Source organism: Pacificoceanicola onchidii (assembly GCF_004804335.1).
GTDB lineage: Bacteria > Pseudomonadota > Alphaproteobacteria > Rhodobacterales > Rhodobacteraceae > Pacificoceanicola > Pacificoceanicola onchidii.
Genome location: NZ_SRXY01000007.1, coordinates 103,831 through 125,690, shown reverse-complemented (window position 1 = coordinate 125,690; position 21,860 = coordinate 103,831). Strand labels below are relative to the sequence as shown.

Genomic DNA, 21,860 nt, shown 5'->3' with positions numbered 1-21,860 from the left:
AGTGATGTAAAGGCGCTACTTGCACCTTCTCCTTTGCAGTGACAGAGTGTCGCAAAAGGTCGACCGTTTGGTCGGCCTTTCTACATTTCCGATCGCCAACGGGAGGCAAAGACATGATCGAGAAAAAGCAGTTCTACATCAATGGTGCATGGGTTAATCCAATCGCCGGCACCGACCATTCGGTGATCGATCCGTCCACCGAAGAAGCCTGCGCGGTGATCTCGCTTGGTGGCCAGGCGGACACCGACGCCGCGGTGGCCGCGGCCAAAGCCGCCCTGCCGGGCTGGATGGCCACCCCGCCGGAAGAGCGTATCGCGGCCCTCGAGCGCATTTATGCCGCCTACAAGACCCGCACCGAGGATCTCGCCAGTGCCATCAGCATGGAGATGGGCGCTCCGGTTGCCCTGTCCAAGACCGCGCAGGTTGGCACCGGCATCAACCATCTGAAGAATTTCATCAAGGCAGCCAAGGACTTCCAATGGGACTTCCCGCTCGGAGATCACGCCCCGAATGATCGCATCATCCACGAAGCGGTAGGCGTCTGTGCGCTGATTACGCCTTGGAACTGGCCGATGAACCAGATCACGCTCAAGGTTGGCGCGGCGCTTGTGGCGGGCAACACCATGGTACTCAAGCCCTCCGAGGAAAGCCCACTGAACGCGGTGATCTTCGCCGAAATCATGGATGCCGCTGACCTGCCGCCGGGTGTGTTCAACCTGGTGAACGGCGATGGCGTCGGCGTGGGCTCGCAGCTCTCCGCACACAAGGACGTGGACATGGTCAGCTTTACCGGCTCCACCCGTGCCGGGATCGCAATCTCCAAATCCGCCGCCGACTCGCTCAAGCGCGTGCACCTCGAATTGGGTGGCAAAGGCGCAAATCTGATCTTTGCCGATGCCGACGACAAGGCCGTCAAGCGCAGCGTGCTGCACATCATGAACAACACGGGCCAGTCCTGCAATGCACCTTCGCGCATGGTGGTCGAGTCTTCGCGGTATGACGCGGCCGTCGAAGAGGCCGCCGCTGTCGCCGCAAAGGTCGAGGTTGGCCCCTCTTCCGTAGAGGGCCGCCACATCGGCCCGGTGGTGAACGAGACCCAGTGGAACAAGATCCAGGATCTGATCCAGAAGGGCATCGACGAAGGCGCGCGCCTTGTAGCCGGGGGTCTTGGCCGTCCCGAAGGCCTCAACAAAGGCTTCTACGTGCGCCCCACGGTTTTCGCCGACGTGACCAACGACATGACCATCGCACGCGAAGAAATCTTCGGCCCCGTCCTGTCGATCCTCAAGTTTGAAAACGAGGCGGAGGCAGTCCAGATTGCCAATGACACCCCTTACGGGCTGACCAACTACGTTCAAAGCGTCGATGACGACCGCCGCCAACGTTTGGCGCGTCAGTTGCGCTCCGGCATGGTTGAAATGAACGGGCAGCCCCGTGGCGCCGGTGCGCCTTTCGGCGGCATGAAAGCCTCCGGCAATGGCCGCGAAGCCGGTGCCTGGGGCATTCATGACTTTGTCGAGGTCAAAGCCGTCAGCGGCTGGCAAACCGCTTAAAACCGCTCTCGCATCAAACACGGGCGCCCTGATCAGATCGGGGCGCCTTCCTTTTCGCGAACCCGGGTTTCTTTGGGCCAAAAATACCTCGGGGAGGCGCAGCTCTGCTGCGGCGGGGCAGCGCCCCATTGGCGCTTCCAAGGGAAGCGCCTCCTGTCGGATCCGGCATCGCCTGAACCAAAACCTTTCAGAACGCAGGCTTTGCCCGAAACTTCATCCCGCGCCCGTTTTCCGGATGGTTGAGCCTCAGTTCTTCGGCGTGCAGCATCATCCGGGGATATTGTTCCGCCGTTTCAGGCGCATAGAGCGCATCACCCAGAATCGGATGACCCAGAGCCAACATATGCACACGCAACTGGTGGCTGCGGCCCGTGTGCGGGAACAACCGGACGCGGCTCTCGCCGCCCCCGGACTTGATCACCTTGTACCCCGTCAAAGCCGGTTTGCCCGTCTCGTGGCAAACCATCTGGCGGGGGCGATTGGGCCAGTCAACGATCAACGGCAGGTCCACTTCACCTTCTTTCGGCTCCAGAATCCCCGTCACCCGCGCGACGTAGGTTTTCTTGACCTTGCGGGTCTCAAACTGCTGGCCAAGGTGTTTTTGCCCATGCGCGGTCAGCGCGAAAACCATCACGCCGGAGGTGTCCCGATCGAGCCTGTGCACCAGACGCACCGTCGGAAACGCCGCCTCTAGCCGGGTCAGCAGGCAGTCCTGCAGACCCTCGCCCTTGCCCGGCACGGACAACAGCCCGGCCGGTTTGTCGACAATCAGCAGATCGCTGTCTTCATGCAGGACAGGAATGTCGCCCTGCGGCGGATCGTAGGTATCACTCATGCGCCCCCTTTATAGCCTTTCGAGACCAGAGTGAATCGCCAATGCTCTGCCACGCAAGCTGCGTTCTCAACACATGGACGCTCCTCTGTTTCAGTAATGTCCCGAAACGCTGCAGGCCCTGCGGCCAAGGGGGGCGCAAGCGATCATCCCCGCATTCTTTCACCCTTGGGATCATACATCGGCTTGAGCGAGGCTTTTGCCGCCACACGCCGCCCTGCCACGTCGATCTCATAGGTCGACTCGAGGACCTGCTGTGCGCCTTCGCCTTTGCACGGCACATAGCCAAGGCCAACACCGGCACCCAGCGTATGGCCATAGCCGCCTGAGCTCAGGTAGCCCACGATGTGCCCATCGCGGATGATCGGCTCGTTGTGATAGAGCATCGGTTCGGGATCCGTGAGCAGGAACTGGACCATCCGGTTCTCCAGCCCCGCCTCGCGCTTGCGCAGCACCGCATCGCGGCCAATGAAGTCCGGCTTGGCGGTCTTCACGGCAAAGCCGAGCCCCGCCTCGACCACATGGTCTTCGCAGGTGATGTCGTGGCCAAAGTGGCGGAAGGCCTTCTCGATGCGGCAGCTGTCCATGGTGTGCAGACCGCAATAGGTCATGCCGTGTTCGGCCCCGGCCGCATCAAGCGTTTCGATCACATGCCCGGCCATGTCGGCGCTGATGTAGATCTCGTAGCCGAGTTCACCGACGTAGGATACACGGTGGGCGCGGGCGAGGCCCATGCCGATTTCCAGCTCCTGCGCCGTCCCGAACGGGAAGGCGGCGTCCGAGACATCATCGGGCGTCACCATGCTCAGCACATCGCGCGCCTTCGGCCCCATGAGCGCCAGCACGCCTTCCCCCGCCGTCACATCGGTGATCACCACGCGATGCTCACCAACAAGCCGCCGCATCCATGCCTCATCGGCGACCCGCGTCGCCGCCGGTGTCACCACGAGGTAGGCCGTCTCGGACAGGCGCGTGACCGTCACATCCGCTTCGATCCCGCCGCGGTCATTGAGGAACTGCGTGTAGACAAGACGTCCCGGCTCCACGTCCACGTCATTGCCGCAGACATAGTTCAGAAAAGCGCAGGCCTCCGGCCCTTCGACCCGCAACTTGCCGAAGGACGACATGTCGTAGATGCCAACGCCCGTGCGGATCGCCTCGTGTTCGCGCGCCTGATTGGCAAACCAGTTCGGTCTGCCCCAGGTGTACTCATAAGCTGGCTCTTGCCCCTCGGACGCAAACCAGTTCGCCCGCTCCCAGCCAGCAAACTCTCCAAACACCGCGCCTTTCTGTGCCATGTGGCCATGGAACGGTGAGCGGCGGATGCCGCGTGCGGTGGCTTTCTGCCGGTACGGGAAGTGATCCGCATACAACAGGCCCAACGTCTCGCTGACCCGCTCTTTCAGATAGCTGCGGTTGCGCTGGAACGGGTGGGTACGAGCAATGTCCACATCCCCCAGATCAAACGGCTTTTGATTGTCTTCCATCCACTGCGCCAGAGCCATGCCCGCGCCGCCTGCGCTCTGGATGCCGATGGAGTTGAAACCCGCTGCAACCCAGACATTGTCAGACCCCGGAGCAAGACCCAGGTGATAAGCGTTGTCCGGCGTAAAGCTTTCCGGTCCGTTGAAGAAAGTGTGAATGCCCGCCTGCTCCAGCATCGGCATCCGGTTCACGGCCGCCTCCAGAATCGGCTCGAAGTGGTCGAAGTCTTCGGGAAGCTGATCAAATTCGAAGCTTTCCGAAATGCCGTTCATGCCCCATGGCTTGGCTTTCGGCTCAAACGCGCCGAGCATGATCTTCCCGGCGTCTTCTTTGTAGTAGGCGCATTCATCCGGCACCCGCAGAACCGGCAGCGGCTCCAGCCCAGCAATCGGCTCGGACACGATGTAAAAGTGCTCGCAGGCGTGCAGCGGTACCGGCGCGCCGAGCATCGTGCCGATCTCGCGGCCCCACATGCCCGCACAGTTGACCACATGATCGCAGGTGATCTCGCCGGTCTCGCCTGCTTCGGTCTCGAATTGCACCGCAGAGACACGGCCGTCGGCGCGCGTGGCCCCGGTGGCCTTGACGCCTTCAATCACCCGGGCGCCGCGATCCCGCGCACCGCGCGCCAGAGCCAGGGCGATGTTGCCCGGATCACCCTGCCCGTCCTTGGGCAGATAGACGCCACCCTTTACGCCGTCCGCGTTCAGATGCGGGTAACGGTCCATGACCGCATCCACGCCGATCTCTTCTACCTCCACCCCAAAGGCCCGCGCCATCGCCGCCTGCCGCCGGATTTCTTCATGCCGTTCATCGGTGAGCGCGACAGTGATGGAGCCGGTGCGGCGGAAGCCCGTTGCCAGACCGGTTTCCTCCTCAAGCTGCCCGTAAAGCTCTTGCGAGTACTTCGCCAGCTTGGTCATGTTCTTGGTCGCGCGCAGCTGCGCGATCAGACCCGCGGCGTGCCAGGTGGTGCCAGAGGTCAGGCGCTTGCGCTCAAGGAGCACCACATCCGTCCAGCCGAGTTTGGTCAGGTGATAGGCGACAGAGCAGCCGATTACGCCGCCCCCGATGATTACAGCGCGCGCGTGGCGGGGAATGTCAGTCATGAATCGCTCCTCGGCGAAGGGTTAAACGGTGTCAAAGCCCGCCGCCCGAAGACGACGCGCGATTTCAGCAATATGAGCAGGGCCGGTTTCGCAGCAGCCGCCGACAATGGTTGCGCCCATGTCGATCCAGTGCAGGGCGTGATCGGCATAGGTGTCCGGCGTGAGATCCGTGCGCGCGGTCAGCGCATCAACAGTGGGTGCCTCTTTCAGAAAGCCGCTGGAAATCTCGGTGAAAGCGTTGGCATAGGCGCCAAAGGGCAGGCTTTGCTTTGCGAAGATCTCCAGGGCTGCGGGCATAGCTTCGGGCATGGAGCAGTTGGCCAGAAGCACCGCCGCGCCATCCGCCGCAATGGGCAGGACGTCAGCGACAGCCTCGCCGGACCGCAGCTTTGTCCCGTCCTTGTCATCCAGCGTGACCGACAGCCAGACCGGCTTTCCCAGATCCTTGAGTGCGGAGAGCGCCGACTCTGCATGTCTGAGCGAGGCAATGGTCTCCACAAGAAAGAAATCCACATGCGGCGCCTGGGCCCGGCCAATCTCGGCGTACTGCGGAATGGAGTCGGCCACCGGCGGGTGCAGGTCCGGGCGATACGTGGCTTTTAAAGGCCCAATCGACCCGGCAATCCGCCCCGAGCCATGCGCATCGCGCGCCGCTCGGGCCTCTTGCATCGCGCCAACCGTCAGCGCCTCGAACTGGTCTTCGATATCGGCCATCCGCAGGCGATCACGCAGGATCGCGTAGCTGTTCGCGGTGGCCACCGTCGCGCCAGCGTCGAAGTAATCGCCGTGCACCTGTGCCACCAGACCGGGCTGGTCAATCATGACCTGAGTCGACCAGAGCGGCGTCGGCTTTTCGCCAGACCGCCGGATGATCTCCTGCCCCATGCCGCCATCAAGCAGCGTGATTGCCGGTTTGCTCATGCCTCAGTCCTTCTGCGGAAGCCCATCGGACAGGGCGTAGTAGTCGCCCTTCATCGCGGTGAAGATGTGCTTTTCAAGGGTCAGGCCGGTGTCGCCGTCGATGGCGCCCAGCGCGAAGCTCATCGTTTCCTCGTCATGGGCTTTCCAGAACAGGAACGCGCCGCACTCGGGGCAGATGCCGCGCTTCGCCTGCGCGCTCAGAGAGACCCATTTGACCGGGCCGGTGATTTCGATTTGCGTCGCTGGCAGGTAGGCAGAACTCCAAACATGCCCGGACATCTTGCGGCATTGCGAGCAATGACAGCAGGAGGCCCCGATAGGCTCGCCGGAGACAGTGAACGCAATGGTCCCGCAGGCACAAGAACCCTTCATGATACCGCTCCTTTGGGTATGGCCGTCGCGGCAAGCGCCAGACCGTACAGGATGAAACACCCGGCCAGAACGCGGCGGATGGTGATGTTGGCCACCGCAGAGAGCGCCGCCCGGCCAAGCACTGCGCCAAGCAGGGTGTAGGTCATGTAGCTGGCGGCGGTGATGGTCAGTGCGGTGGGCACGATCACCCACATTTGCGGACCGCTTGGCACGTCCGTTTGGACAAACTGCGAAAAGGCGGCCAGGTAGCCGGCGACCGATTTGGGATTGATCGTCGCGATCGTGAAGGCGCGGGAATAGATGTGGTGCGACGGGGCCGGTTCCGCCTGCACGGGCCGCGCCGCGCGCAGCCAGTTGCGCACGCCCAGCCAAATCAGAACCAACGCGCCAATCACCTTGGCGATCAGGAACCCGGTTGGGGAGGCCGTCAGCAGCGCCGTGATCCCCGCCGCCGAGAGAAACAGGAACAAGAGCGCCTGCGTCAGGATGCCCAGCACGCCCCACAGCGACCGCACGAATCCAAAAGTCATGCCGTTTTGAATGCAATTGACCGCATTCGGCCCCGGCGATGTGACGAACAACACCCAGAACGACGCAAAGATGATCCACCCTTCAAAGCTCATCTCAGTACACCGGCGGCGCGATGACCCAGATCGCCTCGGCGGGGTCGTCATGAGGGTTGATCCACTCGAAGGTCTCGCCCCGGATGCGGAAACTGTCGCCGGGGTTCAGCGAAAACCGCTTGCCTGCAATGATCAGGTCAAGCCGACCTTTTGTCAGGTAGCCCATCTCTTGCGTCGGACGGCAGACCGGCGCGTCGCATTCGGAGTTGGGGGCAAAGGTGCAATGCACCATTTCAAAGTCATCCGTCAGATCCGGAGACAAGAGCTCTTCGACAAGCCCGGCCTGACGACACCCGATCGGCCGCCGTGCCCCTTCGCGGACGATCAAGCCTTCTTCATCGGATGGTGTGTCCGCCCTGCCGAAAAGCGAGGACAGCGGGATGTCGAGCAGCGACGCCATCTGGCGCAGATCGGTGATCGACGGCTCTGACAGATCCCGCTCCACCTGACTGACCCAGCCGACCGAGCGGTTCAGGGCCTGCGCCATATCCTGCAGCGTCAGCCCCCGCATCCGGCGGACTGCGCGCAAATCAGCGCCGAGGGTTTGGGAGGTTGGCTGTGACATGGCTCATGAAATTTTCGCGCTCTTTTTCACGCTGCAGGATGCCACGTGAAAAATCAAACAAAAATTTCATGAGCCCGTCGAAAAGACTTACTTCAGCCCCAGAACGTCCAGCATGTCGTACTCGCCCGGTGCTTTGTCCTGCCCCCAAAGCGCTGCTTTCAAAGCGCCTCTGGCAAACAGCGCCCGGTCAGACGCGATGTGCTTAATAACGATGCGCTCGCCCGGGGCGGCAAAGATGACCTCGTGTTCGCCGACAACATCGCCGCCGCGAATGGCATGAAACCCGATGTCACCCTTCTTGCGCGCGCCGGTGATTCCATCCCGGCCACGATCAGAGACCTCGTCCAGCGCCACGCCACGCCCTTCGGCGGCCGCTTCACCCAGCATCAACGCGGTTCCAGACGGGGCATCAACCTTGTGATGGTGGTGCGCTTCGATGATCTCGATATCCCAATCCGCGTCCAGAGCGGCGGCGACCTGCTTGGTCACCTGGGTCAGAAGGTTCACACCGAGGCTCATGTTCCCGGCCCGCACCACGACAGCATGGCGGGAGGCTGCCTTGATCTTCGCAAGATCGTCCTCGGACAGACCTGTGGTGCCGATCACATGCACCGCCCGCGCTTGCGCCGCCAGTTCGGCAAAGGCAACCGTTGCAACAGGGGCCGTGAAATCGATCACCGCCTGAGCATGGGCAAACGCCTCAAGCGGATCATCGCTCACCATGACGCCATTGGCGGCGCCTCCCATGCATTCGCCCAGATCCCGGCCGACCCAAGGGTGCCCTTCGCGCTCCAGACCCCCTGCCAGCTTGAGCGATCCACTGGCCAGCACTTCGCGCGCCAGCATTTGGCCCATACGTCCGGATACCCCGGTGATCACAACGCCCGGCAGTTCGGTCATCATCCTTCTCCATTCTTTCTCGTTTGCCACCCCATAGCGCGGCGCGCCCCGCTTGGCAAAGGCGATGAAGCGGCTTACATCTGCGGCCATGGCAAAGAACAGAATCCCCGAAGGTCCCGGTCAGTCGCAGCGCCAAAGGCGCGTGGGCGAACTCCTGCGCCGCCGCCTGTCGGAAATCCTCTCGCGCGGCGAAATCCATGATCCGGACCTGAACCGTCTGTCGATCACCGTGGGCGAAGTACGCGTTTCTCCCGATCTGCGCATTGCAACGGCTTACGTGGTGCCCTTGGGCGGAAAGGGCGAGCAGGATATGTTCGACCTCCTGCACCGACATCGCGGCGAGTTGCGCCACCTGTTGTCCAAAGGCATGAAGCTCAAGCATACGCCGCAGCTGCACTTCCGGCTGGACGACACGTTTGATCAGCTTGATGAGCATCGACGCCTGATGTCTCAGGACGCGGTGCGCCGCGATCTTGACGGGTGATGCGCGCGTTTTGGGCTCTTTTGACACTGACCGCCGTGGGCCTTGCCACCGGCGCGTCGGCCCTGTCTTGCGAGAGCCTGCGCTTTGAAGGCAACCGCTACGCGGTTTGTGAAGTGGCCCCGGAGCACGAGCATCTGCGGCTGTTTCTGAACGACCCTTCTGATCAGCCGTATGGCGACTTTTCATCGCTCGAGACCGCACTGAACGCCGATGGCAAAACGCTGCTCTTTGCAATGAACGCCGGGATGTATCACGACGATCGCGCGCCTGTCGGGCATTACGTCGAAGACGGGCAGGAACGGATGCGCGTGATTGCCAACCCCGGCCCCGGCAACTTCGGCCTTTTGCCCAATGGTTTGCTCTGTATTCAGGCGAACCGTGCCGATGTCATCGAAACACGCGCTTACCAGCGCCAGCGTCCGGACTGCGATTTCGCCACGCAATCCGGGCCGATGCTTGTGATCGACGGCGAGTTGCATCCGCGCTTTCTGCCGGACAGCACCTCACGCTATGTGCGCAATGGCGTTGGCACATCTGCAGACGGCAAACGCGCCGTGTTCGTGATCTCCGATACCTCCGTCACATTCTACGAGTTCGCCCGCCTGTTCCGCGACGGTCTGACCCTGCCGAATGCGCTCTTTCTTGATGGCAACGTCTCGCGCCTGTTCGCCCCGTCGCTGAACCGCGCCGACCTGGGCCGGCAAATGGGTCCCATCGTAGCGGTCACCTCCGAGTAGCGCCAAATTGCATCCATGCAATTTGCAAAAGTCGTGCACGACTTTTTGGGTGCGCACGTCAAAGCCGGGCGACAAACCCTTGTACCGCACCGCGTTCCGGCCTACCTCGTTTGGAACGCCAAATGATCCGGGACGCCCCATGCCGACATCGCTTCAGGACCTGACGCAATCCTTGCTCTCCGCCGCCAAGGCCGCCGGTGCCGACAGTGCCGATGCCATCGCGCTGAACGGGGCTGCCGTTTCCATCGACGTGCGCGCCGGGGTTTTGGAACAGGCCGAGCGCGCCGAAGGCAATGACATCGGATTGCGCGTCTTTGTCGGGCAACGCAGCGCCATCGTGTCCGCCTCCGATACATCCGCCAGCACAATCGAAGCCATGGCCACCCGCGCCGTGGCCATGGCGCACGAGGCCCCGGAAGACCCGTACATCGGGCTTGCCGACCCGGACATGCTCGCCCAATCCTGGGATCTTGCGGCTCTGGAGCTTGCCGACGACACACCGGAACCTGCCCCCAAGGCACTCGAAGACGACGCCCGCCGTGCCGAGGCTGCCGCTCTGTCCCAGGACGGCATCACCCAAGTCGATTCTGCCTCTGCCAGCTATAGCGCACGCGATGTCTGGCTCGCCGCCTCCAACGGTTTTGAAGGTGGCTACCGCCGCACCTCGCGCAGCACCTCCTGTGTGGCCATCGCGGGCACCGGCCTTGGCATGGAGCGCGACTACGACGGTGATAGCCGTACCTTCCAGCGCGACCTGCGCAGCCCCGAAGACATTGGCCTTAGCGCAGCAGAGCGCACGCTCGCCCGCCTGAACCCGGGCAAGCCAAAGACCGGCGCCTATCCCGTTCTGTTTGACGAGCGTATTGCAGCCTCGCTCATCGGTCACTTGATGGCGGCGGCCAATGGTGCTGCGATCGCGCGCGGCGCGTCTTGGTTGTTGGAAAACATGGGTGATCAAGTGTTGTCGGACGGGATTTCTCTGATCGAAGACCCGCACCGTCCCCGGGCGGCGGGTTCCCGTCCGTTTGATGCCGAAGGTCTGCCGACCCAAAAGCGCAGCATTGTCGAGAATGGCGTTTTGAAAGGGTGGACATTGGATCTTGTCAATGCCCGCAAACTGGGTCTTGCCTCCACCGGCAACGCCGCGCGCGGTGCGGGCTCGGGCCCCTCTCCGACTCCGTGGAACCTCGAACTGACCCAAGGGGCGCACAGCCGTGACGATCTGATCCGCGAGATGGGCACCGGCCTGATCGTGACCTCGATGATCGGCGCGACGATCAATCCTAACACCGGCGATTACTCGCGTGGGGCTGCCGGCCTGTGGGTTGAGAATGGCGAAATCACCGGGCCTGTTTCCGGTGTGACCATCGCGGGCAATCTGCGCGACATGCTGCGCGGGATGATCCCAGCCAACGACGCCCGCACACATCTGAGCCGTGTTGTGCCGTCTTTGCTTGTCGAAGGGCTGACACTTGCCGGAGAATGACCTCTCCCTGCTGATCGACGCCGCCCGCGCCGCTGGCAAGGAAGCGCTGTCCCATGTGGGTGGCGACCTGCAGGTGCGCGACAAAGGTGACGGTGCAGGGCCTGTGACCAAGGCCGATCTCGCGGTGAACGCCCTGCTGGAAGATCGCCTGCGCCGCGCCCGTCCGGATTACGGCTGGCTTTCAGAGGAAAGCGCGGACGGCGCAGAGCGGCTGGACGCCGAAACCGTGTTCATTGTCGATCCCATCGACGGCACCCGCAGCTTCATCGAAGGCTCCAACACCTGGGCTCATGCGCTGGCCGTCGTGCGCAACGGCGAAGTCACCGCCGCCGTGGTCTACCTGCCCGCGCGTGACAAGCTCTATAGCGCCGCGCTTGGCAGCGGCGCCCGGCTCAACGGCGCGCCGATCGGCGTCAGCCGGACTGCGGCTATCGAAGAGGCCAAGGTGCTGGCCACGCGCCCCAGCCTTCGCGCCGAACACTGGCCGCGCGGGGTGCCGGACCTCAAGCGCAGCCACCGGCCCTCACTGGCCTACCGGCTCAGCCTCGTGGCCGAGGGGCGCTATGACGCCATGTTCACGTTCCGCCCGTCCTGGGAGTGGGACATTGCGGCGGGAACACTGATCCTGAACGAAGCGGGCGCCCGCGCCACCGACAAACGCGGCGGGCCGCTGCGCTTCAACAATCCCGTCCCGCAGACCAATGGCGTACTGGCCGCCGGGCCTGATCTTCACAGCCTTCTGCTCGACAGGTTGCTCTGACCTTCTTCAATGTTTACATGGCTGTAACGCCGCATCGGCGAAAAGCGGTTCAAGGTTCGGCGAATTCCCGCTAACCTCGCTATCGTCATACGCGGCAGGCAAAGGAGCCAGACATGCAACGACTTCATCTTGTCTTCGGCGGCGAACTGGTCGACCCGTCGAAATCCGTGTTCCGCGATGTGGACGCGCTCGACATTGTGGGAATCTTCCCGAACTACGAAGAAGCTTACAACGCGTGGAAAGCGGCGGCGCAGAAGACCGTCGACAATGCGCATATGCGCTACTACATCGCCCACCTGCACCGTTTGCGCGATGAAGAAAAAGAAGTCTCTCCGACAGAAGAACTGGGGTAATTCTTGTCCAAGCGCGCCCTTAGCTTGCAGGCATACCTGACCTACGCGCGCAGCGGCATGGCCTTTGGCTCTCCCGGTTCGGAACGCAGCTGGCCCGAACCGGGGCCGGGCCCGGTGATCTGGGCTCATGCGGATGGTGCAGATCACGGGCGGGCGCTCGTCAACCTGTGCAGCCGCATTGCTCAGCAACACCCAGATGCCCAAATCTATGTCTCCGGCGCGGATGTTGTTCCGCCAGACATGCAAAAGATCGCGATTCCGCCCGAACGGATTGCAGAGTGCGAACGCTTTGTCGCAAGGCTGCGCCCTGATCTGTGCCTGTGGGGCGCGTCGGACCTGCGTCCCGCTCTTTTGCACAGCATGCAGGCGAGCGGTGGGCAGACCATCGCTCTGCCCCCGCCGGGCGGCCCGTGGCGCTGCGCCGTGCCACGTTGGCTCCCGGATCCGACCCCGGCCACGATGGCGGTGTTCAATCGGATCCATGCAGCGAACGTCACCGAAAAAAGGCAACTGCGCCGGGCAGGTGTGCCCGCAGACATCATAACCGTATCCGGCCCGTTGACAGACACAGGCACGCCGCTGGACTGCGATGATGGTCAGTATGAAGAGGTCGCTGCGGCCTTGGCTGGGCGTCCCGTCTGGCTGGCGGCGCGGCTGCGCGCCTGCGAGGCGTCCGATGTGCTTCGGGCGCATCGGCGGGCTACACGACTGGCGCACCGTTTGCTGTTAATCGTGGTCCCTGCGTCGGAAGAAGACTTTTTTGCCATTGAACGCTGTGTCGCGGACCAGCAACTGCGCGTCTGCAACTGGGACGCAGGCGAAAGCCCGGATGACAACACCATGGTCCTGCTCGTAGAGGGGCCCGAGGAAATCGGGCTCTGGTATCGGGCCGCGCCGCTGGCGTTCCTTGGAGGGTCCATGACATCTGGTCATGGAGGCACGGACCCTTTCGAAGCCGCCGCGCTCGGCACGGCGATCCTTTACGGCCCCAATGTCTCCAACCACCTGCCCAGTTATTCGCGCCTTGTCGAAGCGGGCGCGGCGCGGATTGTGCGCGACGCGGATTCGCTGGCCAGCGCCGTGTCCAACCTCGTGGCTCCGGACCAAGCGGCGACCATGGCCCATGCGGGTTGGGATGCGGTTACCGCCGGGGCGGATCTGATCGATACCGTGCTGGCAGATGTCGCTGCACATCTTGACCGCGAAGGGAGCCCCTGATGCGCCCGCCCCGGTTCTGGTTCACCGCACCTGATGCGCCCGGTTTGCGTGCAAGACTGCTGGCCCCACTGGCGCGCCTGACCGCCCGTGTCACGGCAAAACGGGTGGCGCAGCCTGCGGAGCACACCCCAGGGATCCCCGTGATCTGCGTTGGCAACATCAACGCGGGCGGCACCGGCAAAACCCCGACCGTCATTGCATTGGTTCAGCATTTGATTACGCGCGGTGAGACGCCTCATGTGCTGTCGCGCGGCTATGGCGGACGGTTGGACGGCCCGGTGCAGGTGGACCCGCGCAACCATTCAGCGGCGGACGTTGGGGACGAACCACTCCTGATCGCAGCCTTCACTCCGGCCTGGATCGGCAAGGACCGAACCGCCACTGCCCGCGCAGCCGAAGCTGCCGGGGCCACGGTGCTGGTGATGGACGACGGGTTTCAGAACCCGTCTTTGTCCAAGGCCCTGTCGATCGTGGTGGTCGATGCGGTTGCCGGGTTCGGCAATGGCCGTTGCCTGCCCGCTGGCCCGTTGCGTGAGCCGGTGGAGGCTGGGATGGCTCGGGCGGATCTCCTTCTTTCCATCGGCGCCGACCCGGCGCAGACGCGTTTCCGCGAGACATGGCAGGACAAAATCACCGTTCCGCACCTGACCGGCCATCTCGCGCCGCTGCAAACCGGTATGGATTGGGACGGCCTTCCGGCATTGGCCTTTGCCGGGATCGGGCACCCTGAGAAGTTTTTTGCCACTCTGCGCAGTCTGGGTGCGGAGGTGAAACGGGCCGAGGCTCTGGACGATCATCAGCCGCTCACCCAATCGCTGATGACCCGGCTCGAGACGGAAGCTGCCGTGCTCGGTGCACAGTTGGTCACAACGGAAAAGGACGCGGTGCGCCTGCCCAGCGCGTTTCGCTTCAAGGTGCTGACCCTGCCGGTTCGGTTGGAACTGGCGGATGCAGGCGCGCTGGACAGGGCTCTGGATCAGGTGCTTGCTTAGAGCATCGCCCAAAGGCGATGCTCTATCCTTTTGTTTTGTCGCACAATTTGGCCTGAGAACCGGTTCCCACTTTTCCGATTGCGCTTTAGCGCCGGATGATCGCATCCGCCAGCAGCCGCACTACGGTCTGCTCGTTCAGATAGCCCGTCACGTTCAGTCCATGCGTCTTCTGGAAGGCGCGCAGGGCCTCGCGGGTACGCTTGTTGAACTTGCCATCGACCTGGCCGGGATCAAACCCGAGCTGCTGCAACCGCGCTTCGGCCAGACGCGCCGTGACCGGATTGAGCCCCAACGCTTTTTCTGCAGCCCGCGCCTTGGCCAACGCCTGCTCATCGTCCCGCACACCGCGCAACTCCTTGATCCGGGCCTGAGCGCGCGCGGCAAACGCGCCCTTGGGGTAGGCATCAAGATAACCACGATAGGCTTTCACCGTGTCCGCATAGCGCGCATCATCCCAGGCTTCCCGGTCCAGAAGGGCCTTCTGCCTGGCACGCTGGGCCTCGAACTCCGCAAGCAGAGCGCGCGCCTTTTTTGCGTGCAGCCCCTTGGGGTAGGTTTTCAGATAGCGCCGAACGCTCTCCTCATCTCCCCGCTGCGTCACCTGCTCCCAGAGTTGGTTATCCTGACTCCTGAGCGCCGCAGCCCGGCGCTCTTCTTCAGCCTTTATTTCTTCTGCGCGGGCACGGGCGGCGCGGGAGAGAGCCACGATCTGTGGCCGATCAAGATACCCGGACTGCACCCGGCCCGTGGCGCGCTGCCAGGATTTCACGGCGTTGCGTGTTCCCGAGCCGAAAATGCCGTCCACGCCGCGCGTGCCGTGGCCCAAGGTCGTCAGATTCCGTTGAATTTTCCGCCGCTCCTCCCTGTTGAGACCTAAGGCCTCTTCAGCACGACGCTGCGCATAAAACGGCTCTGCGGAAATCGCCTTGATGCGCTGGCGCGCGGCGGCTGCGTGCAAGCCATACGGGTATGCCTGAAGGTATCTGCGGTATCCGTCGGCGCTGTCCGCCCTCTGCGCACGGCCCCATGCGGCGTTGTCCGCTTGTTCGCGTGTCTGGCGATCGGGCTGCGAGCCGTCGATACCGCCCGGCGCTGCAATGTCATCGGGCAAAAACACCACGTGCTCTCGCGGATTGAAGCCGTCAATCGTCAACCCATAGCGTCGCTCCGCCCGGCTCACCCACACATTGGGCCGCGCCAGTTCATTGACGACATAGGACCCGACGTCCGTCGCGGCCCCCTGCATCACGGTCACGCCTTGCGGAATATCCAGGTCTCCGATCCCGGTTTTGAGGTAGCGACCAGCGTCGACGTCCTCAGCGGTTTCTCCCAGAACCAGAAAAGCGCGCCCGGGGTGATCGGCCAGCACGGCAAGAACCGCGTCAACCGGGAAGGCCCGGGTCAGAACGCGCTCCGAGGAAATCCGCGGCCCGACCCCCGTCGGCAGAAGATACGTGCCGCTCTGGCTGTGCAAAAACCGCCCCAAAAGCACGACAACCAGAGGCGCATCCTTGGGATCGATGCCGCGAACAAAGTCGGTAAAGGCTTTGTTCATGGCGGGCTCATCCGCATCATTGACAGCCGTTACGCTGATCCCGGCTCTGCGAAGAGGCTCAGCCGCTGCATGCACACGGTCAGCACCGAACAAGGACTGACCCGCTCCATAGCGGGCATTTCCAATAATCAGCGCATCTCCCGCCGCCTGAGCGACGCCGCCCAATAGTCCGGCAGCGATCAGAACTGTCGCCGCTCCCAGTTTGCCAATACCCATGCCTACATCCTCCACGTGGACTCCCGGCACAAACGCTGTGCCGCATGAAAACCCTACGATGGAGACCTGCAGTTATCCAATATCAGCCTGAAAAAGGGCCTCAGTCATAGGTTCTCACGTCTTCGATCACGAGACCATCGCGCGGCAATCCGCCGACGGGCACCAGTTCCACGCGGCCCTTCAGCTTGAGAACCTCGGAGATGCTGGCTTCGAACGCCGCCGCGTCGTTTGCGCCGGTTTCGATTCGAACCGTCATGACATCCATTTCACCCTCGCGACTGGCCACCACGCGGGCGCGCTCGATCGCGTCATGTTTGGCGACAAGCTGCGCGACCTGTTCAGGCCGGACGAACATGCCTTTGATCTTCGTGGTCTGATCCGCGCGGCCCATCCAGCCCTTGATCCGCGTGTTGGTGCGTCCGCACGGGCTGACCCCGTCCATCACGGCACTAAGATCGCCGGTCGCGAAGCGGATCAGCGGGTAATCGGGATTGAGCGAAGTCACCACAACCTCGCCTACCTCGCCCGGTGCAACCGGATCGCCGGTGCCGGGGGTGACAATTTCAACAATGACATGCTCATCGAGGATCATGCCTTCCTGCGCCGGGCTTTCATAGGCGATGTTTCCCAGATCAGCGGTGGCATAACATTGCAGGCAGGTTATGCCGCGCTCTGCATACCATGCGCGCAGGCTCGGGAAGAGCGCACCGCCGCCGACGGCTGCGCGCGTGATGCCCAGCGAAACGCCCATCGCGTCGGCCTTCTCAAGGATGATCTTGAGGTAATCCGGAGTGCCAGCGTAAGCCGTAACGCCGACGTCACGGGCGGCCTGCACCTGAAGTTCTGTCTGGCCGGTGCCAGCGGGCAGAACGGTTGCCCCGACGGCCCGCGCGCCATTTTCAAAGATCATGCCAGCCGGTGTCAGGTGATAGCCGAAACAGTTTTGCACAACGTCGCCCGGCCCGATGCCGCAGGCATTGAGGAAACGGCCCATGCGCCACCAATCGTGGCTCGTTCCGCCCGGCTCGTAAATCGGACCGGGCGATTGGAAGATATGGGCGATGTTCGACACCGGCAGACCTCCAAACGGCGGGTTCTCCGCCTGCCGCTTGGACAGCTCCGACTTGCGCAGAACCGGAAGCCCCTTGAGGTCCGCCAGAGCGCCAAGCGCATCCATGCCGTATTTCGCCAGTTGAACGTTGAGCGCCTCAAGCTGCGCCGCCTCCCGCGCGTCCTGCGTCCGGGTTTCAAGCTCGTCAAAGTAACTGGTCATCGCCGTCTCCATCCGCCCAAGGCCGGGCGCTTTGATCTGAAACAAGGTTGAGACGCATTCGCGCCTATAGGTTGTGAGCCACCTGGAGGAGAGGAGGAGCCCCCGTGCCCGAAACAGAGTTTGATCCGCGTATCCGTTTTGATGACGCCCGCCAGATCATGGAGGTCGATTTCACCGACCTGCATTTTCAAAGCGGTTCCACGGTGAACCAATTCTACGACCGGATCGAAGAACGTATCGCCGAAAGCGGCGAGTCGCTCTGGTTCTTCCTTGTGAACCTCAACGGCATGCGCATTGATCCCGCTGCCTGGGTGGACTACGCGCGCCGTGGCCGCGCGCTGAACCAGGCGCATTCCATGGGCTCTGTCCGCTTTGACGCCTCGCCGGAAACGGCGGCGCAGATCGAGCGGGACGCGCGCACCGAACGGTTCGACCCGAACCTGTTCACCAGCCGCGAAGACGCCATCGTGCGCCTCGATGCCCTGCCCTCCAAACGACGGGCCACCGGGATCCTGCACGATCCGAACTACGCGCCGGGCGATTTCGTACGGCGGGTGTCGTTTGACCATGAGGCCGGCATTCTCGAAATCGACTTCTCGCATTTCACTTTCTTCCACGCCCGCGACGTCGGGGATTTCTACGACCACATCGAGGAACGCATCCGCGACACGGGGCAGGACAAATGGTTCTTCCTCATCAACTACGATGGCTGCCGCATCGAACCGGCCGCCTGGGTTCAGCACGCGTTTCGCGGCAAGAAGATCAACCTTTCCCATTCGCTCGGCACCGTGCGGTATGCGCCCGGCTCCGAGACCGAAGAGGAAATCCGTCGCCGCGCCACTGCGCAGGACTTCCGCCCGAACATCCGCAACACGCGTGCCGAAGCATTGGCCCGGATCGACGAGATGCGGGAAGAGAGCGTGGTCTGACATCATTCGTTTCCGTACGCGGCCCCGCGCTGGCTCACGCCAGCCACCGCTTGCGGCGGCGATACGAACGCACATCGCGGAAGGACTTGCGGCCTTCATCAGACATGCCGAGATAGAATTCCTTGACGTCAGGGTTCTCGCGCAGCTCTGCGGCAGGCCCGTCCATCACCACCCGGCCATTCTCCAGAATGTACCCCATATGCGCGTATTTCAGCGCCACGTTGGTGTTCTGTTCGGCCAACAGGAAGGACACGCCTTCGTTTTCATTGATGGATTTCACGATCTCGAAGATCTGCTCCACCAGCTGCGGCGCAAGACCCATGCTCGGTTCGTCCAGCAAGATCATCTCCGGACGGCTCATCAGCGCACGGCCCACCGCCGTCATCTGCTGCTCGCCGCCTGAGGTATACCCGGCCTGGCTCTTCCGACGCTCTTTGAGACGCGGGAAGTAGTCATAGACCATCTGAAGATCCGCTTCGATCGCGCCTTTGCCATCGCGCCGGGTATAGGCGCCGGTCATCAGGTTCTCTTCAACGGTCAGGTGCTCGAAACAGTGGCGCCCTTCCATGACCTGAATAACGCCCTTCTTCACAAGCGCCGCCGGGTCAAGGTCCTGCACGCGTTCCCCTTTGTAGAGGATCGAGCCTTTGGTCACTTCCCCGCGCTCGGAGTGCAGCAGGTTGGAGATCGCCTTCAGCGTCGTCGTCTTGCCCGCACCGTTGCCGCCGAGCAGCGCCGTGATCCCGCCCTGCTTCACGCTCAGCGAAACCCCTTTCAGAACGAGGATCACGTGATTGTAGATCACCTCGATATTGTTGACTTCCAATAGGGTTTCGTCGGTTTTACCGGCATCCAGCATGGTGCATCCCTCTCAGGCAAAGGCACGTTGCCCCTGCGTCTTCTTGGCAAAAATACCCAAAATCCTTTGGCTTTATCCGGCGCTCCGGTCCGGGCGAAAGCCTGAGCACCACCGGCGACGCGCATCGCGCCGCCGGTGGCAAACCGCGATCAGCCGCCGCAGTTCTCGTTTGTCGGCCAAGGCGCGTTGGCTTCGGCATATTCAGCCGCCTTGGTGTTCGCGAGTTCCTGATAGGACGCAACATTCGGCGTCAGGTGGTCAGAGACCTTGACGAACTTCGCGCCATCCCACTCAAGCATCCAGCCGCCGGAGTGACCGGTGTGGTTGGAGCAGGAGGTGGAGAACGGGGCAACCATGCCGGTGAGACCCAACTCGTTGATCCGCTCTTCGGTCATGTTGATGTTCTCAAGACCCCAGCGCAGCTGAGCTGCGGTGATTTCGGCGGTACCATACTCGGCCTGCGCCGCCGCGATACCTTCGGCCAGAACCGCGGAGATCACGATACCACGACCGTAGAACACGCCCTGCATCTCGGTGTCGTTCGACTGCGATTTGCCCGCATCGACAACGTGCTTCTTGATGTCCGCCATGACCGGCGCGTCCATGTTCGGGAAGGACCAGCTGATGGACTTGTAGCCTTTGCCCTTGTCACCAACGATGGCGAGGTCGGCGTCATGACCGGACCACCAGACACCGATCATGTTTTCCATCGGGAACTTGGTTTTCACCGCTTCGGTGATGGCACCGGCGTTCATCGCACCCCAGCCCCACATCACGACATAGTCGGGACGCATGCGGCGGATTTGCAGCCACTGCGCGGATTGGTTCTGCATTTCCTTCAGACCAACCGGGATCGGCTCAAAGGTAAAGCCCTTGTCACCTGCCATCTTCTCGAACACCGGGATCGGCTCTTTGCCGTAGGGGTGGTCAAGGTGCAGGAAGGCAATGGTCTTGCCGCTCAGATCACCCTGGCTTTCGAGGTACTGAACGATCATGTCCGCCCCATCCCAATAGCCGGACGGTGCGTTGAAAGCCCACTGGAAGGTGGTGCCTTCCATCATCGGGCTGAAGCCGTAGCCCGGCGCAAGGATCGGGATCTCGTCCACGTTGGTCTTCGGCAGAACCTGCAGCGTGATGCCGGTGGACCACGGCTGCGTCACGATCGCCTTGCCCTTGGTCTTCTCATAGCATTCCACGCCTTTTTCGGTGGAATAGCCGGTTTCGCATTCCTCGGCGTTGATCATGATGCCGCCGATGCCGCCATCGCGGGCGTTGAGCATGTTCAGGTAATCCGCCTGACCGTTCATCAGCGGAATACCGGTCGCGGCAAACGGGCCGGTCCGGTAGGCGAGGTTCGGCGTATAAAGTTCCTGCGCCATGGCCGCGCCGGCGGTCACACCCGCAACTGCGGCGGCAATCGCCAGTTTGGTGAAGTGTTTCATGGTATCTCCTCCCTGAGAATTCTGTTTGTCACTTCGGATTGAGGATGCGCGCCCCGCTCCTCTTCGGGGCGCGCAGAGTTCGTAGGGCGGGGCTGTGCCCCGCGTCCCCTTAGTGGGGGAAAGGCCAGATGATCAGTTTCTCCCGGATCAACCGCCAGAGCTGTGCCAGCCCATGCGGCTCAACGATCAGGAAGAACACGATCAGCGAGCCGACGATCATGATATTCAGATGCTCCACCGTGGCCGAGCCAATCGGAATGCCCAGCGCATTGGGCAGCAGGTTGAGCACAACCGGCAGGCCGACAATCAGGATCGCGCCAAGGTAGTTGCCCATGACGGACCCCAGCCCGCCGATGATCGCGATGAACAGGATGCGGAAGCTGAGCGGGATGTCGAAAAGGTTCGGTTCCGCCGCCCCGCGCCACATGAAGACGAACAGCGCTCCTGCCACACCGACGATGTAGGAAGAGACTGCAAAGGCCGTGAGCTTCGATTTCATCAGGTTGATGCCGATGAGCTCCGCCGCGATATCCATATCCCGCGTCGCTTTCCACGTCCGGCCCAGATTGCCGCGTGTGAGGTTGATGCAGACCCAGGTCAGCAGTCCGACGATGAAGAGCACCACATAGTATTGCACAATCGAACTGGCCTGCGGGCCGGACACGTAGACCCCGAACATCTCAAGGTTCGGCACCTGGATCGCGCCAGAGGCGTTGTAGTTGTAGAGCCAGGCCCATTTCTCGAAGAGCCAGACGAGAAAGAACTGTGCCGCCAGCGTCGCGATTGCGAGGTAGAACCCCTTGATCCGCAAGGACGGAATGCCGAAAGCAACCCCGATCCCGGCGCTGAACACGCCAGAAAGCAGAATCGCCACAATCGGGTTCATCCACGGCATCAGGGTGATCATCTTGTAGCAGGCATAAGCCCCGACCCCCATGAAGGCGGCGGTGCCCAGCGACAACTGCCCGGCAAACCCCGTCAGGATGTTGAGCCCCAATGCCGCAAGCGAATAGATCAGGATCGGGATCAGCAGCGTCTGAAAGGTAAATTCACTGGCAGTCAGCGGAAAGACCACCACGGCCAGAAGAAGGATCACCCCGAGCAGGAAGGCATCCTGCTTGATCGGGAACAAGGCCTGATCAGCCTCATAACTCGTTTTGAACTGCCCTGCGGTGCGATACAGCATATCCGTCTCT

21 protein-coding genes are annotated in these 21,860 nt (G+C 62.4%); 9 read left to right on the top strand and 12 right to left on the bottom strand.

Annotation, left to right across the window (positions count from 1 at the left end):
* The first annotated feature begins 113 nt into the window (after positions 1–113).
* Positions 114–1,553: an aldehyde dehydrogenase family protein gene (locus tag E4662_RS17805; RefSeq protein ID WP_136442962.1), complete on the top strand. Its 1,440-nt coding sequence runs from the start codon at positions 114–116 to the stop codon at positions 1,551–1,553.
* A gap of 187 nt (positions 1,554–1,740) precedes the next feature.
* Here E4662_RS17805 and E4662_RS17800 read toward each other — a convergent pair whose 3' ends face one another.
* From E4662_RS17800 to dapB, 7 genes are all read right to left on the bottom strand, one after another.
* Entirely contained in the window at positions 1,741–2,388 is a 648-nt protein-coding gene (locus E4662_RS17800; protein WP_136442961.1) for an RluA family pseudouridine synthase, read from the bottom strand.
* Positions 2,389–2,531: 143 nt separating this feature from the next.
* Complete coding sequence (locus tag E4662_RS17795; RefSeq protein WP_136442960.1) at positions 2,532–4,979, bottom strand: GcvT family protein; 2,448 nt, start codon at positions 4,977–4,979, stop codon at positions 2,532–2,534.
* A 21-nt stretch (positions 4,980–5,000) separates the two neighbouring features.
* The gene (locus E4662_RS17790; RefSeq protein WP_136442959.1) at positions 5,001–5,900 is read right to left on the bottom strand and encodes a homocysteine S-methyltransferase family protein; all 900 of its coding nucleotides are present in this window, start codon (positions 5,898–5,900) and stop codon (positions 5,001–5,003) included.
* Between the two features lie 3 nt (positions 5,901–5,903).
* Positions 5,904–6,275, bottom strand: a complete 372-nt coding sequence (locus tag E4662_RS17785) for a GFA family protein (RefSeq protein ID WP_206080311.1) — start codon at positions 6,273–6,275, stop codon at positions 5,904–5,906.
* Positions 6,269–6,895: a LysE family translocator gene (locus tag E4662_RS17780; RefSeq protein ID WP_136442957.1), complete on the bottom strand. Its 627-nt coding sequence runs from the start codon at positions 6,893–6,895 to the stop codon at positions 6,269–6,271. Before E4662_RS17780 ends, E4662_RS17785 begins: the two co-directional genes overlap by 7 nt.
* Position 6,896: 1 nt before the next feature.
* Complete coding sequence (locus E4662_RS17775; protein WP_136442956.1) at positions 6,897–7,460, bottom strand: helix-turn-helix domain-containing protein; 564 nt, start codon at positions 7,458–7,460, stop codon at positions 6,897–6,899.
* 87 nt (positions 7,461–7,547) lie between these two features.
* Positions 7,548–8,360, bottom strand: coding sequence for a 4-hydroxy-tetrahydrodipicolinate reductase (gene dapB / locus E4662_RS17770; protein ID WP_136443160.1), 813 nt, complete (start codon positions 8,358–8,360; stop codon positions 7,548–7,550).
* A gap of 88 nt (positions 8,361–8,448) precedes the next feature.
* On the opposite strand from dapB, the gene rbfA reads away from it, so the two are divergent.
* From rbfA to lpxK, 7 genes are all read left to right on the top strand, one after another.
* Complete coding sequence (gene rbfA / locus E4662_RS17765) at positions 8,449–8,844, top strand: 30S ribosome-binding factor RbfA (RefSeq protein ID WP_136442955.1); 396 nt, start codon at positions 8,449–8,451, stop codon at positions 8,842–8,844.
* Complete coding sequence (locus E4662_RS17760) at positions 8,844–9,581, top strand: phosphodiester glycosidase family protein (RefSeq protein WP_136442954.1); 738 nt, start codon at positions 8,844–8,846, stop codon at positions 9,579–9,581. The genes rbfA and E4662_RS17760 overlap by 1 nt, the downstream gene beginning before the upstream one ends.
* A gap of 139 nt (positions 9,582–9,720) precedes the next feature.
* Positions 9,721–11,067 carry a TldD/PmbA family protein gene (locus tag E4662_RS17755; protein WP_136442953.1) on the top strand — a complete coding sequence of 449 codons (1,347 nt, stop codon included), beginning with the start codon at positions 9,721–9,723 and terminating at the stop codon, positions 11,065–11,067.
* Positions 11,054–11,827 carry a 3'(2'),5'-bisphosphate nucleotidase CysQ gene (locus E4662_RS17750; protein WP_136442952.1) on the top strand — a complete coding sequence of 258 codons (774 nt, stop codon included), beginning with the start codon at positions 11,054–11,056 and terminating at the stop codon, positions 11,825–11,827. Before E4662_RS17755 ends, E4662_RS17750 begins: the two co-directional genes overlap by 14 nt.
* A 113-nt stretch (positions 11,828–11,940) precedes the next feature.
* Positions 11,941–12,180 carry a DUF4170 domain-containing protein gene (locus E4662_RS17745; RefSeq protein ID WP_136442951.1) on the top strand — a complete coding sequence of 80 codons (240 nt, stop codon included), beginning with the start codon at positions 11,941–11,943 and terminating at the stop codon, positions 12,178–12,180.
* 3 nt (positions 12,181–12,183) lie between these two features.
* Positions 12,184–13,398, top strand: a complete 1,215-nt coding sequence (locus E4662_RS17740; RefSeq protein WP_240705238.1) for a 3-deoxy-D-manno-octulosonic acid transferase — start codon at positions 12,184–12,186, stop codon at positions 13,396–13,398.
* Complete coding sequence (gene lpxK, locus E4662_RS17735; RefSeq protein ID WP_136442950.1) at positions 13,398–14,390, top strand: tetraacyldisaccharide 4'-kinase; 993 nt, start codon at positions 13,398–13,400, stop codon at positions 14,388–14,390. The genes E4662_RS17740 and lpxK overlap by 1 nt, the downstream gene beginning before the upstream one ends.
* Positions 14,391–14,475: 85 nt before the next feature.
* Here the strand turns inward: lpxK and E4662_RS17730 are convergent, their stop codons facing one another.
* Positions 14,476–16,161: a peptidoglycan-binding protein gene (locus E4662_RS17730; protein WP_136442949.1), complete on the bottom strand. Its 1,686-nt coding sequence runs from the start codon at positions 16,159–16,161 to the stop codon at positions 14,476–14,478.
* Between the two features lie 100 nt (positions 16,162–16,261).
* A complete protein-coding gene (locus tag E4662_RS17725; RefSeq protein ID WP_136442948.1) occupies positions 16,262–17,434 on the bottom strand; it encodes a phenylacetate--CoA ligase family protein in 1,173 nt (390 codons plus the stop codon).
* Positions 17,435–17,538: 104 nt separating this feature from the next.
* Here E4662_RS17725 and E4662_RS17720 point away from each other — a divergent pair, with 104 nt between their 5' ends.
* Positions 17,539–18,363: a hypothetical protein gene (locus tag E4662_RS17720; protein WP_136442947.1), complete on the top strand. Its 825-nt coding sequence runs from the start codon at positions 17,539–17,541 to the stop codon at positions 18,361–18,363.
* Positions 18,364–18,397: 34 nt separating this feature from the next.
* Here E4662_RS17720 and E4662_RS17715 read toward each other — a convergent pair whose 3' ends face one another.
* The 3 genes from E4662_RS17715 to E4662_RS17705 form a co-directional block, all read right to left on the bottom strand.
* Positions 18,398–19,222, bottom strand: a complete 825-nt coding sequence (locus E4662_RS17715) for an ABC transporter ATP-binding protein (protein WP_136442946.1) — start codon at positions 19,220–19,222, stop codon at positions 18,398–18,400.
* A gap of 149 nt (positions 19,223–19,371) precedes the next feature.
* Positions 19,372–20,664: an ABC transporter substrate-binding protein gene (locus E4662_RS17710; RefSeq protein ID WP_136442945.1), complete on the bottom strand. Its 1,293-nt coding sequence runs from the start codon at positions 20,662–20,664 to the stop codon at positions 19,372–19,374.
* Positions 20,665–20,773: 109 nt separating this feature from the next.
* Positions 20,774–21,850, bottom strand: a complete 1,077-nt coding sequence (locus tag E4662_RS17705) for a branched-chain amino acid ABC transporter permease (protein ID WP_136442944.1) — start codon at positions 21,848–21,850, stop codon at positions 20,774–20,776.
* Between the last annotated feature and the right edge of the window lie 10 nt (positions 21,851–21,860).

What these genes read in the sequence shown, in the direction of transcription:
- E4662_RS17730 (WP_136442949.1), bottom strand. Translation starts at nt 16,161, where the DNA reads ATGGGTATTGGCAAACTGGGAGCGGCGACAGTTCTGATCGCTGCCGGA.
- E4662_RS17760 (WP_136442954.1), top strand. Translation starts at nt 8,844, where the DNA reads ATGCGCGCGTTTTGGGCTCTTTTGACACTGACCGCCGTGGGCCTTGCC.
- rbfA (WP_136442955.1), top strand. Translation starts at nt 8,449, where the DNA reads ATGGCAAAGAACAGAATCCCCGAAGGTCCCGGTCAGTCGCAGCGCCAA.
- E4662_RS17775 (WP_136442956.1), bottom strand. Translation starts at nt 7,460, where the DNA reads ATGTCACAGCCAACCTCCCAAACCCTCGGCGCTGATTTGCGCGCAGTC.
- E4662_RS17745 (WP_136442951.1), top strand. Translation starts at nt 11,941, where the DNA reads ATGCAACGACTTCATCTTGTCTTCGGCGGCGAACTGGTCGACCCGTCG.
- E4662_RS17725 (WP_136442948.1), bottom strand. Translation starts at nt 17,434, where the DNA reads ATGACCAGTTACTTTGACGAGCTTGAAACCCGGACGCAGGACGCGCGG.
- E4662_RS17780 (WP_136442957.1), bottom strand. Translation starts at nt 6,895, where the DNA reads ATGAGCTTTGAAGGGTGGATCATCTTTGCGTCGTTCTGGGTGTTGTTC.
- E4662_RS17755 (WP_136442953.1), top strand. Translation starts at nt 9,721, where the DNA reads ATGCCGACATCGCTTCAGGACCTGACGCAATCCTTGCTCTCCGCCGCC.
- E4662_RS17805 (WP_136442962.1), top strand. Translation starts at nt 114, where the DNA reads ATGATCGAGAAAAAGCAGTTCTACATCAATGGTGCATGGGTTAATCCA.
- E4662_RS17705 (WP_136442944.1), bottom strand. Translation starts at nt 21,850, where the DNA reads ATGCTGTATCGCACCGCAGGGCAGTTCAAAACGAGTTATGAGGCTGAT.
- E4662_RS17795 (WP_136442960.1), bottom strand. Translation starts at nt 4,979, where the DNA reads ATGACTGACATTCCCCGCCACGCGCGCGCTGTAATCATCGGGGGCGGC.
- E4662_RS17790 (WP_136442959.1), bottom strand. Translation starts at nt 5,900, where the DNA reads ATGAGCAAACCGGCAATCACGCTGCTTGATGGCGGCATGGGGCAGGAG.
- lpxK (WP_136442950.1), top strand. Translation starts at nt 13,398, where the DNA reads ATGCGCCCGCCCCGGTTCTGGTTCACCGCACCTGATGCGCCCGGTTTG.
- E4662_RS17800 (WP_136442961.1), bottom strand. Translation starts at nt 2,388, where the DNA reads ATGAGTGATACCTACGATCCGCCGCAGGGCGACATTCCTGTCCTGCAT.
- E4662_RS17715 (WP_136442946.1), bottom strand. Translation starts at nt 19,222, where the DNA reads ATGCTGGATGCCGGTAAAACCGACGAAACCCTATTGGAAGTCAACAAT.
- dapB (WP_136443160.1), bottom strand. Translation starts at nt 8,360, where the DNA reads ATGACCGAACTGCCGGGCGTTGTGATCACCGGGGTATCCGGACGTATG.
- E4662_RS17710 (WP_136442945.1), bottom strand. Translation starts at nt 20,664, where the DNA reads ATGAAACACTTCACCAAACTGGCGATTGCCGCCGCAGTTGCGGGTGTG.